Source organism: Mangrovibacterium marinum (genome assembly GCF_003046625.1).
Taxonomy (GTDB): domain Bacteria; phylum Bacteroidota; class Bacteroidia; order Bacteroidales; family Prolixibacteraceae; genus Mangrovibacterium; species Mangrovibacterium marinum.
Window position 1 is genome coordinate 206,025 of sequence record NZ_QAAD01000004.1, and the last position, 16,979, is coordinate 223,003.

The 16,979-nt window shown below is 47.8% G+C and carries 14 protein-coding genes; 3 read left to right on the top strand and 11 right to left on the bottom strand.

Annotation, left to right across the window (positions count from 1 at the left end; all coding sequences use genetic code 11):
- Nucleotides 1–19 precede the first annotated feature (19 nt).
- The gene (locus C8N47_RS05305; protein WP_107821565.1) at nucleotides 20–2,443 is read right to left on the bottom strand and encodes an alpha-ketoacid dehydrogenase subunit alpha/beta; all 2,424 of its coding nucleotides are present in this window, start codon (nucleotides 2,441–2,443) and stop codon (nucleotides 20–22) included.
- 388 nt (nucleotides 2,444–2,831) lie between these two features.
- Between C8N47_RS05305 and C8N47_RS05315 the strand changes: the two genes are divergently transcribed.
- The gene (locus C8N47_RS05315; RefSeq protein ID WP_170111298.1) at nucleotides 2,832–3,713 is read left to right on the top strand and encodes a fructosamine kinase family protein; all 882 of its coding nucleotides are present in this window, start codon (nucleotides 2,832–2,834) and stop codon (nucleotides 3,711–3,713) included.
- A 216-nt stretch (nucleotides 3,714–3,929) separates the two neighbouring features.
- Here C8N47_RS05315 and C8N47_RS05320 read toward each other — a convergent pair whose 3' ends face one another.
- Together C8N47_RS05320 and C8N47_RS05325 are read right to left on the bottom strand one after the other, a co-directional pair.
- Nucleotides 3,930–4,580, bottom strand: a complete 651-nt coding sequence (locus C8N47_RS05320; RefSeq protein ID WP_211316051.1) for a response regulator — start codon at nucleotides 4,578–4,580, stop codon at nucleotides 3,930–3,932.
- Nucleotides 4,573–5,532: a sensor histidine kinase gene (locus tag C8N47_RS05325; RefSeq protein ID WP_107821489.1), complete on the bottom strand. Its 960-nt coding sequence runs from the start codon at nucleotides 5,530–5,532 to the stop codon at nucleotides 4,573–4,575. The genes C8N47_RS05320 and C8N47_RS05325 overlap by 8 nt, the downstream gene beginning before the upstream one ends.
- A 184-nt stretch (nucleotides 5,533–5,716) precedes the next feature.
- Here C8N47_RS05325 and C8N47_RS05330 point away from each other — a divergent pair, with 184 nt between their 5' ends.
- Nucleotides 5,717–9,028 (top strand): UvrD-helicase domain-containing protein, encoded by a 3,312-nt coding sequence (locus C8N47_RS05330; protein WP_107821490.1) that lies wholly within the window; start codon nucleotides 5,717–5,719, stop codon nucleotides 9,026–9,028.
- An 11-nt stretch (nucleotides 9,029–9,039) separates the two neighbouring features.
- On the opposite strand, the gene C8N47_RS05335 is transcribed toward C8N47_RS05330, so the two are convergent.
- The 7 genes from C8N47_RS05335 to C8N47_RS05365 all read right to left on the bottom strand — a co-directional run bounded on the left by C8N47_RS05335 (nucleotide 9,040) and on the right by C8N47_RS05365 (nucleotide 14,798).
- Nucleotides 9,040–9,930 (bottom strand): polyphosphate kinase 2 family protein, encoded by an 891-nt coding sequence (locus C8N47_RS05335; RefSeq protein WP_107821491.1) that lies wholly within the window; start codon nucleotides 9,928–9,930, stop codon nucleotides 9,040–9,042.
- A gap of 533 nt (nucleotides 9,931–10,463) precedes the next feature.
- A complete protein-coding gene (locus C8N47_RS05340) occupies nucleotides 10,464–10,772 on the bottom strand; it encodes a hypothetical protein (protein WP_107821492.1) in 309 nt (102 codons plus the stop codon).
- The gene (locus C8N47_RS05345) at nucleotides 10,744–11,526 is read right to left on the bottom strand and encodes a prolipoprotein diacylglyceryl transferase (protein WP_170111299.1); all 783 of its coding nucleotides are present in this window, start codon (nucleotides 11,524–11,526) and stop codon (nucleotides 10,744–10,746) included. The genes C8N47_RS05340 and C8N47_RS05345 overlap by 29 nt, the downstream gene beginning before the upstream one ends.
- Entirely contained in the window at nucleotides 11,523–11,942 is a 420-nt protein-coding gene (locus C8N47_RS05350) for a DUF4395 family protein (RefSeq protein WP_107821494.1), read from the bottom strand. The genes C8N47_RS05345 and C8N47_RS05350 overlap by 4 nt, the downstream gene beginning before the upstream one ends.
- Nucleotides 11,923–12,513, bottom strand: a complete 591-nt coding sequence (locus C8N47_RS05355; protein WP_107821495.1) for a methyltransferase family protein — start codon at nucleotides 12,511–12,513, stop codon at nucleotides 11,923–11,925. Before C8N47_RS05355 ends, C8N47_RS05350 begins: the two co-directional genes overlap by 20 nt.
- Entirely contained in the window at nucleotides 12,510–13,880 is a 1,371-nt protein-coding gene (locus C8N47_RS05360) for a radical SAM protein (protein ID WP_107821496.1), read from the bottom strand. Before C8N47_RS05360 ends, C8N47_RS05355 begins: the two co-directional genes overlap by 4 nt.
- Before the next feature lie 216 nt (nucleotides 13,881–14,096).
- Nucleotides 14,097–14,798: an SAM-dependent methyltransferase gene (locus tag C8N47_RS05365; RefSeq protein WP_107821497.1), complete on the bottom strand. Its 702-nt coding sequence runs from the start codon at nucleotides 14,796–14,798 to the stop codon at nucleotides 14,097–14,099.
- A gap of 98 nt (nucleotides 14,799–14,896) precedes the next feature.
- Between C8N47_RS05365 and C8N47_RS05370 the strand changes: the two genes are divergently transcribed.
- Nucleotides 14,897–15,658: an MBL fold metallo-hydrolase gene (locus C8N47_RS05370; protein ID WP_107821498.1), complete on the top strand. Its 762-nt coding sequence runs from the start codon at nucleotides 14,897–14,899 to the stop codon at nucleotides 15,656–15,658.
- On the opposite strand, the gene C8N47_RS05375 is transcribed toward C8N47_RS05370, so the two are convergent.
- A complete protein-coding gene (locus C8N47_RS05375) occupies nucleotides 15,631–16,824 on the bottom strand; it encodes an MFS transporter (protein ID WP_107821499.1) in 1,194 nt (397 codons plus the stop codon). The genes C8N47_RS05370 and C8N47_RS05375 overlap by 28 nt on opposite strands.
- Between the last annotated feature and the right edge of the window lie 155 nt (nucleotides 16,825–16,979).

Sequence of the window (16,979 nt, forward strand, 5' to 3'; positions counted from 1 at the left end):
GTTTCCAATCGTATGTTTTTTAATCCAGTGGTGGATATTTTTTGACATTCGTTTCACGCATCATGTTGTAGATGGCGTCGTAGATCCGTTCAACGGTTGGTTTGGTGAAGTATTCACCATCAATACCGTAAGCCGGACGGTGTTCGGCTGCCGGTAAAGTTACCGGAGCAGTGTCCAAATAATTGAACGCTTTTTGTTCATCAATCACTTTTTGCAGCATGTAGGCTGAAGCACCTCCGGGAACATCTTCATCAACAAAAATAACCTTGTTGGTTTTCTTAATTGATTCCACAATGCGATGGTTAACATCGAAGGGCATTAACGTTTGCACATCGATGACTTCCACCGAGATGTTTTTCAGTTCTTTCAGCAATTGAGCCGCTTTTACGGCATGATGGGTATTCCAGGCATAAGTTACCAGCGTAACATCGCTTCCTTCATTTAATACCTCCGGAACGCCCATGGCAACCTTGTACTCACCCAGGTTTGAGGGCAGCTGTTCTTTCACGTTATAGCCTTTCAGCGGTTCGATAACCAGTGCCGGGTCGTTCCCTTCGAGCAGGCTGTTGTACATACCTGCCGCCTGGGTCATATTCCGGGGGACGCACAAAAAGATGCCGCGCATAGCCCCTAAGATCATTTGCATGGGGGAGCCGGCATGCCACATTCCCTGGAGCTGATGTCCGCGTGTGCGGATGATCATTGGTGCTGCTTGTTTGCCCATGGTCCGATATTGCATACTTGCTAAATCGTCGCTCAAAGTGGGCAAACCGTACATCAGGTAGTCGAGGTACTGGATTTCAGCAATCGGGCGGAATCCGCGCAAAGCCAAGCCTACACCCTGACCAATAATGGTTGTTTCGCGAATACCGGTATCCGACACGCGGTGTTCGCCAAAAGCTTCCTGCATGCCTTTCATCCCCTGGTTCACGTCGCCCATAAAGCCGGTATCTTCACCAAAGGTGACCAGGTTCGGGTATTTCGCAAACAGTTTATGGAAGTTTTCAGCAAGAATATCGTGACCGTTCACCATTGGTGCGTCTTTGTCAATCTGAACCGGCACCGCTTCAACATTCAGGGTCGAATCAACCCCTTCGCGGTGCAACTGGCGGTTGTACATCACCTTTGTGCGGGCTTCGAATTTCCCGAGCCAGTTTTTCAGATCTTCTTTTTCAGCTGTTAGCCCATCAATGCCGTGCAGTTCAAACTTCAGCCTTTTGGCAAAGCTGAACAGGGCTCTGCGCGTCGGGAAAAGTTTGTTTTTAACAGCGTTAAATTCGTCCGAGTGGTCGACCGATTTTATGTTTTTATTGGCAAGCTGACTGACAATTCCGGCCAGGCTTTCAGTTTCAGCGCTGTAGCTTTCGGTATAGTGTTTCCAAGCGGTATCGCGAGCCTGTCGAGCTCGTTTTGTTGCTCTTTTTTCAATCTCTTCAAGTTGCGCCTCGTCTGCTTTGCCGGTTTCAAGAATCCATTTTTTGAACTGGCTGATACAGTCAAATTCTTTTTCCCAGACCAGGCGCTCTTTGCTTTTGTAACGCTCGTGCGAACCCGAGGTTGAATGGCCTAACGGTTGGGTAACCTCCTGTACGTGAATCAGTGCAGGCACCTGCTTTTCGCGGCATTCTGCGATACTTTTTTCGAAGGTTTTGACCAGATCTTCATAATCCCATCCTTTACAGGTATAGATCTCCAGTCCGTTTGTATTTTTTTCTTTTTTGAAACCTTTCAGTACTTCCGAAATACTTTCTTTGGTTGTTTGCAGCTTCTTGGGAACACTAATGCCGTAGCCGTCGTCGTATACAGCAATGGCCAATGGTACTTGCATGATGGCCGCTGCATTGATGGTTTCGAAAAACATGCCTTCCGAAGTACTGGCATCGCCGATAGACCCGAAAGCTACTTCGTTACCATTAACGTTGTTGTTTAATTTTTCTTTCAGTTCCGGATGCTCACGGACAAGTTTCGAGGCTTGCGCCAAACCCAGCAGACGAGGTATTTGTCCCGCAGTGGGCGAGATGTCGGATGCCGAATTGTAGGTGGTCATCAAATCTTTGATCTGCCCGTTTTCGTCAATGTTGCGGGTGCTGAAGTGGTTATTGAAATTTCGCCCGCCGGTTGACGGGTTAAAGTTCAGATCGGTATCTCCGTAAATCATGGCGAAGAATTCCTCGGGTTGAAGCAGGCCCAAATACAGCATGAAGGTTTGGTCGCGGTAATATCCCGAGCGCCAGTCGCCCTTGCGGAAATTCCGGGCATAAGCGATTTGTGTCAGTTCTTTACCATCTCCGAAGATGCCAAAGTGGGCGCGTCCGTTATGGACTTCCCGTCGGCCCAGTAAACTTAGTTGTCGGCTAAGGTAGGCCAGGTAATAATCATCGAGGATTTCGGTTAGTGCTTTGTTTTCAGTTGATTCCAATACGACGGTTTTCTCAAGGTACATATCAACACTTTTGATTAATATTTTCTTCAACTTTCATTTAAGTCAGTTGCAAAGGTGTCAAAAAATTTACCATTAAAACGTTTGTTCAGGCCTTTTGTTTGTGCACTAATTGTTGCAAAAAAGCAATGATTAAACATATTGAAAGCGGGCTGTTTTTTGGCCTTTGTCGTTAAAGTCCATAAAATCAGATTGTTTTGTCTCTTATTGGAGGCGCTGGTTGTTTTTTCAGCGACGAACCTTCTCCAAATTATAAGCCATAGCACCGATGGCTCACTGCCGAATAAATTCCGAATGGCTCATTCGTGTTCGTTTAATTCTTTTTTATTTGATCAAAATCTTCGCTTCCGGCTATTGCAAAATTGCTTTCCGTTTTCTTATCTTTCAACCTATGACAGAAAGCATTATCAATTATTTGCAGGATGAACTAACCGAGCAGTTAGGCTCTGATTTTCAGGTTCAACGCAAGGAGGCTGTTGACGGCGGTTGCATTAATCATGCTTACCGGTTGCACACAACCAAGGGCGTGTTTTTTCTGAAGTGGAACTACTCCTGCGCCGACGATTTATTTATTCGGGAAGCTGAATGCCTGCGTGAGCTAAAGCGCGTGGCCGGCGATGCCTTGCTGGTGCCGGAGGTCATTCTGGCCAATGAAGCGGATGAGTTGAGTGGTTTTATCCTGCTCGAATATTTGGAAAGTGGAACTGTGGCCGGGCAAGAAGCGAAGCTGGGACGAGGTTTAGCCCGTTTGCATCGGCATCAGCCGAGCGAGTTTGGTTTTTTTCATGATAACTACTGCGGAGCAACACCGCAGCTGAACGATTGGAACGAATCGTGGGTGGAGTTTTTTGCCCAAAATCGGCTGGGCTTTATTCTCCGATTAATCAAAAACAGCCGCGATATTTCGGCGACCGACCTGCGTGTGTTTGAAAATCTGATTGACCGGCTGGATCTTCTTTTGCCCCATAATTCAAAAGCATCGCTTATTCACGGCGATTTATGGTCGGGCAACTACCTGTACAGTTCGCGCGGGCCGGCCCTTATTGATCCGGCTTCGTATTATGCCGATCGCGAGATGGAATTGTCGATCATGCAAATGTTTGGCGGTTTCTCGTCGAAGACATGGGCCGCCTATAATGAGGCTTTCCCCTTAGCTTCCGGCTGGGAAGAGCGGGTACAAATTTATCAGCTTTATCATATTCTGAACCACTATTATTTGTTTGGTGGTGGCTATCTGCAACAAGCGGTAAGTATAGCCCGGAAGTATTTGTAATTGATATCCGGATGTTCAGCTATTGGATTGCAGGACAAAATCAGAGGACTTTTGTTTTAGAGATTGGTATCAATCCTCGTGATTGATTGATTGATTGATTGATTGATTGATTGATTGATTGATTGATTGATTGATTGATTGATTGATTGATTCTCGACTCATCATGCGGTTCTAAGATCAGATAATCCGAAGATCCGGTAATCCGTCACAGACGATCTAAATTTCAACCAGCTTACTTTTAATGGCATACATCACCAGTTGGGCCGTGTTTTTGCACTCGCTTTTTTCCAGGATGTTGGCTCGGTGCTTGTCGACGGTGCGTTTCGAGATAAACAGCTGATCGGCGATTTCCTGGTTGGAAAAGCCCTGACAGATCAGGATCAGAATTTCAATTTCACGATCGGAAAGTTCCGATTGAGGCTCGCGTGTTTTACTGCTTGTGCGAAGGCTGTTGACCAGGTTTTGCAGCAGCTCCGACGAAAAGTAGTTACCGCCGTCGGCTACCGTGTCGATGGCCGTTTTCACCTCGTTCATGTCCGAATTTTTCAACAGAAAACCTTTTACGCCGGCATCCACCATCTGGTAATAGTAATCCTCTTCGCCGTACATGCTGAGGGTGATAATCTTTAGGTTGGGATATTTTTCCATTGCTACATTGGCCGCGGCAATGCCATCCATGACCGGCATTTCAATGTCGAGCAGGACAATGTCCGGCAGTTCTTTTTCCAGTAAAGCCAAAAATTCCTGACCGTTACCGGCTTCTCCGGCAACTTCGTATTTGTCGATGGTGTTGAGTAAAATCCGCAGTCCGTTACGAAAAAGGGTGTGGTCGTCAACCAGCATGATTTTACAAGTCGAGTCATTCATTTTCTGTACCTACTTTAATGTTAACCAAGGTTCCTTTGCCGGGATGGCTGTCGACATTAATTTCACCTTTGAGTGAGTTAATGCGCGAAAAAATATTGGAAAATCCCATGCCGCTGTTGTTAGGCTGGTTCAGGAGTTTATCCATCTCAAAGCCTTTCCCGTCGTCTTTGTACACAATGGTAATATTTTTTTGCTCGATGTTCAAATCGATATCAATCTTTTTGGCCTTGGCATGCTTGATGGTGTTATTGATTAATTCGCAGATAACCCGGTAGAGAACCACCTCGGTATTATTTTCCAGCCGGATATCTCCCAGGTTGGACTTCAAGCGAATTTGTAGGACTTTGGTTGCGTTAATTTTGTTGGTGAAATTGCGAACGGCACGCGACAGCCCGAAGTTGTTGAGCACATGCGGGCTGAGGTTGTCCGATACTTCTTTTAGCGATTTAATTGCTTCGTTGATCACCATTTCGGTGTTTTCCACAATTTGTTTCGAGCTTTTATCGTGTTCCAGCTGTGCCAGGGTCGATATGGACATTTTTACCGTCGAGAGCAGCGGCCCCAGACCGTCGTGCAGATCTTTGGCAAAACGTTTGCGTTCTTTCTCTTCGGTCTGGATGATGGCATTCAGGAACATCTTTTCGGTCAGGCGCCGCGAGTCCTCAACGCGCTTCATGTATTTGAAGATCTTTTGAATCAGGAACACGCCAATGGCGAAGGTCAGCGACATGGCTACCCCCGACCAAACCATAAATTCGCCCAGATCCTGGGATTCAAAGTTGCTGACATAGGGCAGTAGCTCTACCAGCAGACGCACCGCCATCACTGAGAAGCCAATGGTGAGCAATACCCACGAAAAGTTGTACTTGGTTTCCTTGATCAGCTTGATGGCGACAATGACCGCAAATACCTGCAGAATGATGGAGACAACTAAGATAACTTGAAGGATCATCTTTCTTACATTTTGATGGCCGCGACATTCGGGCGGCTAATTGGTTGAACCACAAATGTACAAACAATCGGCACTTTTCAGCTGGCCCCCGGAACTTAAAAAAGCTCTTTTTCGCCGATCAAAAATTTGTACTTTTAATCTTCCGAAATCGTTCGGAAATCCAAATTAACGCTAATCATTCAGCATGTCGCAACTACAAATTTACAAAGCTTCAGCCGGCTCGGGAAAAACCTTCCGACTGGCCATTGAGTACCTGAAAATTGCTCTTTCGGACGAATGGAACTACAAAAATATTTTGGCGGTGACCTTTACCAATAAGGCAACCACCGAGATGAAGGAGCGTGTAATTGAAGAGTTGTATAAGCTGAGCCGGAACGAGAAAACAGCTTACCTGGACGTGCTAAAACAGGAGATGAGCCTGGCCGAACCGGAGTTGGTTCTTCGTGCGCAAAATGCGCTGAAACACCTGCTGCACGATTATTCGCGCTTTTCCATCAGCACGATCGACAGTTTCTTTCAGCGGGTGATTAAGGCTTTTAACCGCGAGCTGGGCATTAACACGGCTTATCAGGTTGATTTGGAGGATGACCGGATTTTAGACGAAGCGGTTGACCAACTGCTTTTGTCGATTGACGATGATCCGGATTTGTTGTCGTGGTTGAAACAGTTTGCCGAGGATAAGATTCGCGAGGGTGGCGGCTGGAGTTTGAAGGGCGATATCCTTTCGCTGGGACGACAGATTTACAACGAAACCTTTCGTCAGCTGAGCCCGGTGCTGAATGAAAAGCTCAGCGATAAAAAGTTTATTCGGCAGTATCGCAAAGATTTGCGCCGCATCATCGTCAATTTTGAAGAAACGCTGAAGCAAATCGGCGAACAAGGCCTGGAGATTATGCGGCAGGGCGGTGTTACGGTCGACGATTTTAAGTACAAGAAGGCGGGAGCTGCATCAGCTTTCGATAAGTTGGTGAATAATGCCTTTGCACCTAGTAGCCGTGTGCTGGCAGTGGTTGAGGATGTGGCTGCTTTCCACGATAAAAAGGCTTCGGCTCATATTGTCAATATAGCTCATCAATTGCAGCCACTGTTGGCACAGGCCGTTAATTTTCACACCGAAAACATTGCCAGTTACAATACAGCTAAAATGATTGTCGATCAGCTATACACGCTGGGTATTTTGGTGGATTTGCAGCAAGTGGTGCGTGAGCTGACCCGCGAAAAAGGGGTGATCCTGATCTCCGAGTCGGGCAACCTGCTGAAGCAAATTATCGACGATTCGGATACGCCTTTCATCTACGAAAAAACCGGTGTGTACTACAAACACTTCATGATCGACGAGTTTCAGGATACCTCGGGCTTGCAGTGGGGCAACTTTCGTCCGCTGGTGGGCAACTCGCTGGCCGAGGATAATCTGGGAATGTTGGTAGGCGATGTGAAGCAGGCCATCTATCGCTGGCGAAACGGCGACTGGAACCTGCTGGCTTCGGAGGTGATGCAGGCATTTCCGGCCAATGGGGCCGAAGAGAAGCAGTTGACTCAAAACTGGCGCAGCTCGGGTACTGTGATTCGTTTCAACAATCGCGTATTTCAGGTGGTGCCGCAGTTGATGCAAACCCATTTTTCGGGACAGATTCAGGAAGCTGGTTTGAACGATGAGCTGTTTGGCGATGCCATTCTTCGGATTTACAACGAGGGCCTGCAGGAAATCGGCCAGCAAAGCTTGAAAGATGCCGGTTATATCCGGATGCGTTTCCTCGAAAAGAAGAAAAGAGGCGAGGAGCCCACCAACGAAGAACTGGTACTGGATGAATTGATCGAGTCAATTCAGGCAGCACAGGATCAGGGAGTGACTGCTCGCGATATGGCTATTTTGGTGCGTACTAAGGCCGAGGCTAAAGTGATTGCCGATCGCTTGCTGACCGAAAAGGCATCGGGCGATGGGCATTATAATTTCAATGTGTTGTCGGGCGAGAGTTTGTATGTGAAAAATGCGGCATCGGTGGCTTTTCTGGTGTCGATGTTGAGGTTGCTGAAAGATCCGGATGATCAGCTGTCGATGCCGTTTGCCAACTACCAGTATTATGCAACCATTGCTCCGGTGTTAAATCGGCTAAACAAGCAGGTCGACTGGGCGGTGGAGCAGCAGGATGATGCTCAGCTGTTCATGGACTTTGCTCCGCGCTACGAACCGGAGCTTAACGAGCGCTTCGAAGATTATCGCAATCAGGATAACAAGTTGTACGAATTTTTGACCGGCAGCTACTTTAACCACCAGTTGGCAGCACAGAATTTACAGGAAATCATTTTCAGCCTGAGTAATCGTTTTTGTTTGTTCGACTTTGCCGACGAGCTGGCTTACTTGCAGGCTTTTATCGATCATGTTTCAAACTACATGAAAAACCGCAGTGCCGACCTGGCCGGCTTTCTGGCCTGGTGGGACGAGGCGGGGCAGCGCAAAACCATTGCCGTGTCGGAAGCGTTGGACGCCATTCGTATTCAAACCATTCACAAGGCGAAAGGCCTGGAATATGCTTGCGTGTTTATCCCGTTTTGCGACTGGTCGCTGGGTATTTCGGGCCAACATGCGCCCATGTTGTGGTGCCGTCCGCTAGTTGAGCCTTTTAACCAGTTGGAATTGGTGCCGGTGAAATTCGGTAAGTCGATGGGCTTGTCTCACTTTTTCCGCGAGTACTTCAGCGAGATCCGCAACAACTACATCGATAATCTAAACATGCTTTATGTGGCCTTTACGCGGGCTAAAATGGCGCTTTATACCTGGTCGGAGTATGGTAAAACACTGGCAACAACGGGCGATTTACTGAAGATGTGTGTCAATATGGAGGAGGGGGTGCCGTTTAACGGTCGCGAAGATATTTGCAGCCCGCTTACCGAACACTTTGATGAAGAAAAACAGCTGCTGGAGCTTGGTGCGTTAACGGCCAGCGCTCGAAAAGAAAAGAATGAGAACCAATCGCTCAGCCTGAGGCGGTTTCAGTTTAAAGATTTCAGCACTTACCTGCGTTTGCGAAAGAATCATGAGAATTTTTTCGAGGCCGGCGATTCAACAGAACAAAAAATTAACCGCGGACGATTGGTGCACGATGTTCTTTCGCGTATTGAGACAGCCGATCAGTTGGAAAAAGCTTGCGAAGAGCTGGTATTTAAGGGGATGATGACTGATGCGGAAGCCCGGGAGATGCACGCGGAACTTCAGGACTTGCTGGCCGACCCCGAAGTGACCTCCTGGTTCGATGGCAGCTACCGCATACTGAACGAGCACAATATTATTACGGGCAAGGGGGTGAAGCGCCCCGACCGCATTATGCTTTCGCCTGACGAAGTGATTGTGGTTGATTACAAATCGGGTGAGTTTGAATCGATGAAGTACGTTAAGCAAGTGAGCGATTATATGGATGCGCTTCAGCAATGTGGTTATCCCAACGTGAAAGGCTTTATCTGGTACACCAAAATGAATAAGCGCGTTGTGGTGAAGTAAATCGATTCTGTTTATTCATTCTGTAGTTTCTTTTTCGCCTTTTTCAACGCATCTTTTTCTTCGCTCGAAATCTCCGGCATTTGGATGTTCATCTGTTGTAAGGTCTCGACAATGATATTGCCGATGGCAACATGCGTGAACCATTTATTGTCGGCCGGAATGATGTACCAGGGCGCTTCTTCGGTCGATGTTGCACGCATGGCTTGCTCATAAGCATGCTGGTAGTCGTCCCAATATTGGCGCTCGCGGATATCGGCCGAGGAGAACTTCCAGTTTTTGGCCGGCTTGCGGATGCGTTCCATGAACCGTTTTTTTTGCTCGTCTTTGGACAGGTGCAGGAAGAACTTGATGATGGTGGTGCCGTTTTCGGTGAGTGTTTGCTCGAAGTCGCGGATTTGGCGATAACGCCGTTCCCAAAACTCAGTGGTGATATCGTTGGTTGCATGAACATCCGGCAGGTTCTCGTTCAACAAAAACTCGGGATGAACCCGGGTAATCAGCACATTTTCGTAATGCGAGCGGTTAAAAATCCCGATTTCGCCACGCGGAGGTAGCTTGTTGTAATGCCGCCAGAGATAGTCGTGATCCAGCTCGTTGGCCGAGGGACTTTTGAAACTATAGACCTTGCAGCCTTGCGGGTTCAACCCGCTAAATACATGTCGGATGGAGCCATCCTTGCCGGCAGCATCCATCGCCTGAAAGACAATGAGTACCGATCGTTTATTTTCGGCATAAAGCTGGTATTGCAGATCGGCCAGCTCTTTAATATCCTGTTTCAGCTGATGTTCGGCCTCTTTGCGATTCGCAAAACCGTTGCACGAGGCCGGATCGTAATTTTTTAAACGAATTTGCTGCTTAGCCTGAACCTTAAACAGATCGGTGTTGAGTTGCTTCGATTTCATAAGCGTCGTGTTTTAATGCCGGCTCTGCGATTGATTGAACAATGAGAAAATCATCAGCAGCCGAAACTTTGATCATTAAAGGTAGCAAAAGCAGCAGGCGAAAAGCAATTTTGAACTTTAATTTGTTTCTTGCTTCTGAATTGCCGATTAATAGGCTTAGGGGGTACTTCCGAAGTATCTCCCTCGCCTCAAAGATGACGGCAGTCGGGTCTGAGCCGACTCGAGTACTCTCCGAGCATACTGGAGTACTCTCTGAGTGAACTGGAGTACTCTCTGAGCCGACTGGAGTACTCTCCGAGTGAACTGGAGTACTCTCCGAGCCTACTGGAGTACTCTCTGAGTCGACTCGAGTACTCTCCGAGCCGACTCGAGTTAGTAAAAAGGTGACTGCAGTTAGTTCGGAACCTACTCGAGTTAGTTCCGAAGTGGGTAAAGTCGGTTTTCGATAGGGTAGGCCTACCGCAGAGGTGTTCACCGTGGGGAATGGTCATCCAACGGCGCTGATTGTTTCGGTATGCGAACTTTTTTTTGCGCTACATGAAGATGATTGGAGAACAGGTGCCGACAACCAGGAGCGGAAAAACGATCCCGACAATCAGGCCGATCCCGATATACCGGCGTTCTTTCAGGAAGCTCTTGATGACTTTGACTTCAACAATCGTTAATAGAACGATTGAGACGGTCAGCACCAGAATTGTCAGCATCAGGCTATCGATTAATCCCGCGCCAAAGAGTAAAATTCCGAGGCCGAATCCTGCGGCCATGGCGATTGCGAAGTTGAGGATGAAACCGAGTATAAAGTCCTTGACTTTGTTACCCTTTTGTTGATAGTAGTCTTCCATGGTTTTTGGTTTTTTCAATGTATTGTTTCAAATTGATAAAGAGCAGAGCAACGATTGATACATATTGAAAGAAGGACAGCCCAAAGAACAGCTGATCGTTGTAACGAATGAACTCTTCGAAAAAACGGAGCGTGAAATAGCTGTTCATCAGCGCGTAGAAGAGGTAGCCCGGCGGTGCACTTTTGATCCGGATGAGGGCGTAAATGAAAAAGGCCATGAAAAACACCGTTTCGTAAAGCTGGGTGGGGTGGCGAAACAGGGCATCGCCAAAGTCAACCCCACAGAACAGGTCGGTTGGCGTACCGTAGCAGCAACCCCGCGAAAAACATCCGATCCGGCCAATGGCCACCCCAATAGCAATAGCCGGGGCAAATAAATTTCCTTTTTTATCGGTTATTCCGAGCTTGCGTTTGATATAGATCACTGAAATTGTGCCACCAATTAAGCCACCGGTAATGGTTCGCCCCGACAGGATTGGGCCAATATTCGGGTAATTGTCCAGAATAACCTGGTAGTTGAAAATCCAATAGGGGAGTTTGGCACCCAGGATTCCGCCAACTACACCGGTAACAACCACATAAAAGGCGTTTTCGCTGGCCTGCTTGTAGCGTTTCGCCAACAGGTAGTACACCGCCAGTCCGACAAGCAATCCCAGCACGACGAAGAAGGTATAGGAATTTATTTCGAGCTGGCCGATCCTGAAAATGACCGGAAAGATCCCCCAATTGTCCGGATATGTGTGATTGTCGATCATTTTTTTAAGATACTGCAGCTCCCTTCTGCATAACAGGCGTATAGCGCTTCGCCCGGGCATAAGCCGAGCATCGAAACGGTTTTCAAAATGGCAAATGCCAGCACATACCACCAGCCCACAGTTGGAAACAGAAGTGTCAGCCCGATGCAGATGGCGCAAAGTGCGGTTCCTAAACTGTGGGCAAAGCGTAAGCCTTTCTCGTGCACTTCGATCATTCGCGATGGCCGGATCTTTTCAATGGTTTTGGAGTAGAGGACGATCAAGGGGGCGCGTTGGATTTTGAGCCAGGCCGAGAATCCCAAAATCAACAGGACGATGATTAGCAAGGGCAACGATTTGAAGGCATACGCCAGCCACACCAACAGGGTGACTGTTATTTTGCAAAAGCGGAAGGCATTAATGGGTATCTGTTTCATGGCGGAAAAGTTTAGGAATGAACATGCCGGTTTTCTGAATATAGTCGCTGTAACCCGGCAGGCTTTGCTTCAGTAAGTTTTCTTCCTGCTTAGCCCGGTAATACATAAAGGGCAGGAAGATGAGCGTGTTGGCCAAAAAGGCCAGGTAGTTCGGGTACACCAGGCAGGCTCCGTAAAACATGCCGATCAGCGAGCTGTACAGCGGATGTCGGATATATTTGTAAATGCCTGTGCTGACCAACCGCTGATTGGCGTACAGCGTAACCTGGTTTGCCCAGTTTGTTCCCAATGTTTTTCGGCTGCGAATGTTGATGTATGTTCCAGCTACAATGGCGATTAGGCCGATCGGTTTCAGGATTATCAGGATCGTTTCGGGGAGTTCCAGATGGCCCAGTTTGAAGCGGATGAGCAGGTAGAAGAAGATAAAAAAGGCCGTCATCGAACCGGTTTCAACAACACTCTTCTTTTCCTTCCGAACCTGTCGGTTTTGCTCCGCAAAGTTGATCAGGATGGCGGTCATCAGCGCCACCAGGCAGAGCAAAATAATGATATCGGAAACCAGGTTGATCATTTTCGGTAGAGCATATTATAGGTTGAAAATGGTATTCGCTTCATATCGGGTGTCAGGATGTGAACGCATTCTTTTTGCGCCGATTTCAGGTCGAAATTGTACTTGTCGATGAAAGAGGTAATGCTGATTCGAAAGGTATTTTCATCGATGAAGTTTCTCTTTTCCTGTTCCGATTTGGCCCGGTAGTTCCGGGGGATGTACTTATAAATGTTGTTGATCAGTTTAAAGCAATCGCACAGTTGCAGGTTATTCCGGATATGCTCAACCTGATCGTCCAGGAAGCGGTCGGCATCGAACGCAAAGGTATTTTCGATTACCGGGAGGTAACTGTCAATTTTTATGGTTCTGGGCAGCGGAATAAACTGTCCCTTTTTGTCTTTCATGAGATAGGAAATGGCTACCCGTTCCACATTGCAGGGAAGCGGAATGATATCGCCGGGTTTGAATAGATCGTTGAGCTGATTCTCCAGTTGTTTAACGATTCCCGAAAGGGTACTCCTGCTCAAACTAGCCTCTGTGTTAATGCGTCCGAAATAACTCACCGGTTGAAAACTAATACCGCGGATGCCTTTCTGCTTCATGCCATATTCTACGATTGCCCCGATCTCGTCGTCGTTAACTCCCTTCTCAATGGTGGAGACCAAGGTTATCGGAACGTTTTCCTCGAGCAAATTAGCCAGCGCCTGCTGTTTTAGCGCTCTTAAGTTTTTTCCCCGGAAATGCACGTGCGTTGTTTCTTTAAAGCCATCAAACTGAAGATACACTTCAAACCGCTCCTTGAATTGACTCAGCTGCCGGACAAATGCTTTGTCGGAGGCTATTCGCACCCCGTTGGTGTTCAGCATCACAAAGCGGATATTTTTGGACAGCGCCAATTGGATAATGTCGATGATCTGCGGATGAATGGTTGGCTCTCCTCCGCTAATCTGAAGGATCTCGGCGTCACCATTCTCCAGGCTCACGTAGTTGTCCAGAATCCGATCGATCTGTTCCAGCGATAAATACTCTTCTTTGCCGCTGTTGGCGAAGCAGATCGGGCACTGTAGGTTGCACTGGTTGGTGACTTCAATTAGCCCAATGCAGGTATGTTGGTCATGATCGGGGCACAAGCCGCAGTCGTACGGGCAGCCTTTTTGCAAACTTGTTTGGCTGATTGTTGCGGTGCCTGGTTTATCGTATCGTCTTTTGTTGAGGTGGTAGTCGGCATCTTCTTCCAGCAATTCGAGCTGTACGCCATGCTCCGGACAGGTTTTCTGCAGAAACACCTGCCCGTTTTTTAGCAGAATTTTAGCAGGAACAGGTTGCATACATGCCGAACATAAGCTGGTTGTAGCCTCGTGGAAGGTATAGTCGCGGTTCGTTTTCATCTTCTAATATTACCTCTTTCTTTTTAGGCGTCAAAAAAGGAAGAAATGAAAAAACGGACCGTGAGTCACAGCCGTTCTTTCGCTGTAATATTCGTTTGTACGAAACGTTCTTTGAAAGAGTTGATCCGCGGAATTTTCCTGCTGATTTGTGGTCTCCGAAACGAGTGGGGAACTGATCCCTATCGGCTGTTCTATTCTGAAAAAGTCTTTTGGAACCTATTGGCCCAGAACAAAAATAGCAGGCCGCTTCTGAATGTCGGGTTTCGACTTCTTCCAGGCAGCGATCGATTGTGTTCGGATAAATTCGGTTTCCAGCGTCAGGTCGCAGGCGATGCACAGCTTGGTCTGTGGCTGGCAGTTTTGCAGCAGGTCGTCGAGCAATTGCAGGTTGCGGTAAGGCGCTTCAATAAACAGCTGGCTTTGATTTTCGGTATAAATGCGTTTTTCGAGCAGTTTGATCTGTTGTGCTTTCTCGTTCTTTTTGATGGGCAGATAGCCGTTGAAGGCGAAATTCTGGCCATTCATTCCCGAGGCCATCATCGCTAAAAGAATGGAAGACGGTCCGACCAACGGTACAACCTGAATATTTTTCTCGTGGGCAATGCGCACCACATCGGCTCCCGGATCAGCCACGCCGGGGCAGCCTGCTTCCGACATGATGCCTATGTGCAAGCCCTTCGTAATGGGTTCGAGATAGCTGTGCAGCTGTTTCTTGTCGGTGTGCTTGTTCAACTCGTAAAAATGAAGACTGTCAATGTCAATTTCGCGGTCAACTTTCTTCAGAAAACGGCGTGCCGTGCGCACATTTTCAACAATAAAATGAGAGATGGAATGAATAATATCGCGGTGTGTAGCCGGTATTACAGTATCGAGATCGCTGTCGCCGAGCGTAATTGGAATAAGGTATAAATGGGCCATTCAAAAAATTTTCTTCAAAATTAATTAATTCAAACAGACCACCTCTTCATTTCGTTTTTTTGTAGCTTTGGAAGATTCTCAAAAGATACACTCCGACTATGTATATTGAATTTTTGGGCACCGGAACTTCGCAAGGTGTGCCGGTTGTGGCCTGCGATTGTAAAGTCTGTCAATCGGAAAATCTGAAAGATAAAAGGTTGCGCTCGTCGCTGTCGGTCCGGGTTGACGGACTGAACCTGTTGATTGATGCGGGTCCCGATTTCCGTCAACAGATGCTGCGTGTCGGGCAGAAGCGGCTCGATGCCATTTTATTGACCCACGAACATACCGATCATATTTTCGGACTCGACGATATTCGCGCTTTCAACTGGGTGCAAGGACATCCAACCGATATTTATGCTGAAGAACGGGTGCAGAAGGTGCTGCGCCGCGTGTTCGATTATGTGTTCGAGGAGGTGAAATATCCCGGCATTCCGCAAATGAACCTGCATCCGGTGGAAAATGCTCCGTTCAGCATTCAGTCGATTCGGATTATACCGATTCGGGGCTTTCATCATCGCCTTCCCGTATTTGGTTACCGTATTGGCTCCCTGGCTTATCTAACGGATATCAATTCGGTTCCCGACGAGGAGAAACAAAAGTTGAATGACCTTGATGTGTTGGTGGTGAATGCCCTGCGTATGGAAAAGCATATTTCGCATTTTAATCTCGACGAAGCCCTACAGCTAATTGCTGAGGTGAAGCCCAAACGAGCATATCTGACCCACATTTCGCACCTCATGGGGCTGCATGCCGATGTGGAAACGTTGCTGCCCGAAAATGTGCATCTGGCTTACGATGGTTTGTCGCTCGAGCTTTGAGGTGCCGGCTTCCAGAGTGGTTTCAGAAAGGGGAGAGCAGTCAGCAGGAATCCGGTTCCGGTAGCAATCAGGGCCCACGACAAGCTGAAGTTGTCGGTTAAGTACCCCAGCGCCGGTCCGATGATGGCAAAGTTGATGCGGATGACAAAATTTCGCAGCGACAGGATTGTTGCCCGCACTTCGGAACGGGTGTCGCGGTTGATGTAATCCTTCAAGATAGGATGGGCAATACCGCGTACCAGGTAGAAGAAAAACAGGAAGCTGATACCGATCAGGCTAACTTCCCATGCCGCCAGATAGAAGCCAATGGTGAAGCCCAGAATGATAATCAGCAAGGCATTGCGCTGTCCCACTTTGCGCTCAATGCGGTACGAAAACATCGATGAAACTCCGACCGAGAGGTTCAGCACCGTCCACATCACACCAAATAGCGAAACCGGCAAATTGGCGGCCTTAAAGTAAGGCTGTACAAACCAGGCGAAAGTCAGCGAGGCAGTTCCCGCAAAGGATGAAATCAGCAAAGCTGCCCGCAGTCGTGTATGTTGAAAAGTCTCGCGGACGGTTTGCAGCGTCGTTCCAAAGCCTTTGGCCAGCGCCGTGGATTGCACCTTGGGCTCCTTTAAAAGAAAGGCTGCCGGAATGGCTACTGCGGCAATCAACAGCTGAACATAGAACGGCATGCGCAGGCTGAATGTGGCCAGCAAACCGCCGCAAACACCGGCAATGGCTTCGGCAAAGTTGCCGGCCGAGGTGATCCAGCCTTCCTGCTTCATGTAGTCTTTTTCGCGTTTGGCGGCTTTCATGCTGTCGTATAGCAAGGCCGAGTCGGCACCCGAAATAAAGCTGTAGCCAATGCCCAAAATTACCTCGGCAGCGGCAAAGGCCCAGAATTCGTACGAAAGGCAATAAACCGCCATGCCAGCGGTACCCAGGAAACTTCCCAGGATCAGTGTTTTTTTGCGTCCCCACACATCGGCCAAATAGCCCGACGGAATTTCCATAACCACCATGGCTACCGAATAGATGGATTTCAGCATAAAAATTTGCTGCATTCCCAGGCTGTTATCCTGGTAAAAAAGCACCACTACCGGCATCACCAGGTTGAACCACTTGGCAAACTTAATCAGGTAGAGGTTGATCAGGTTATTTCGAAGCATCCGTGTCATTGGCTGCAAAAATAACAACTTTCAGGAGCTTGCCGTTTGTGCGTTGTTGCGTTCAGTGCAAGTGCTTTCTGCTGTTCTGTACCGTGGATTTGCAACTTTATGCTGCCCAAAACCAAAGATTCTTGTTATTTTTGAAGCGAAGAAATTATTATTTG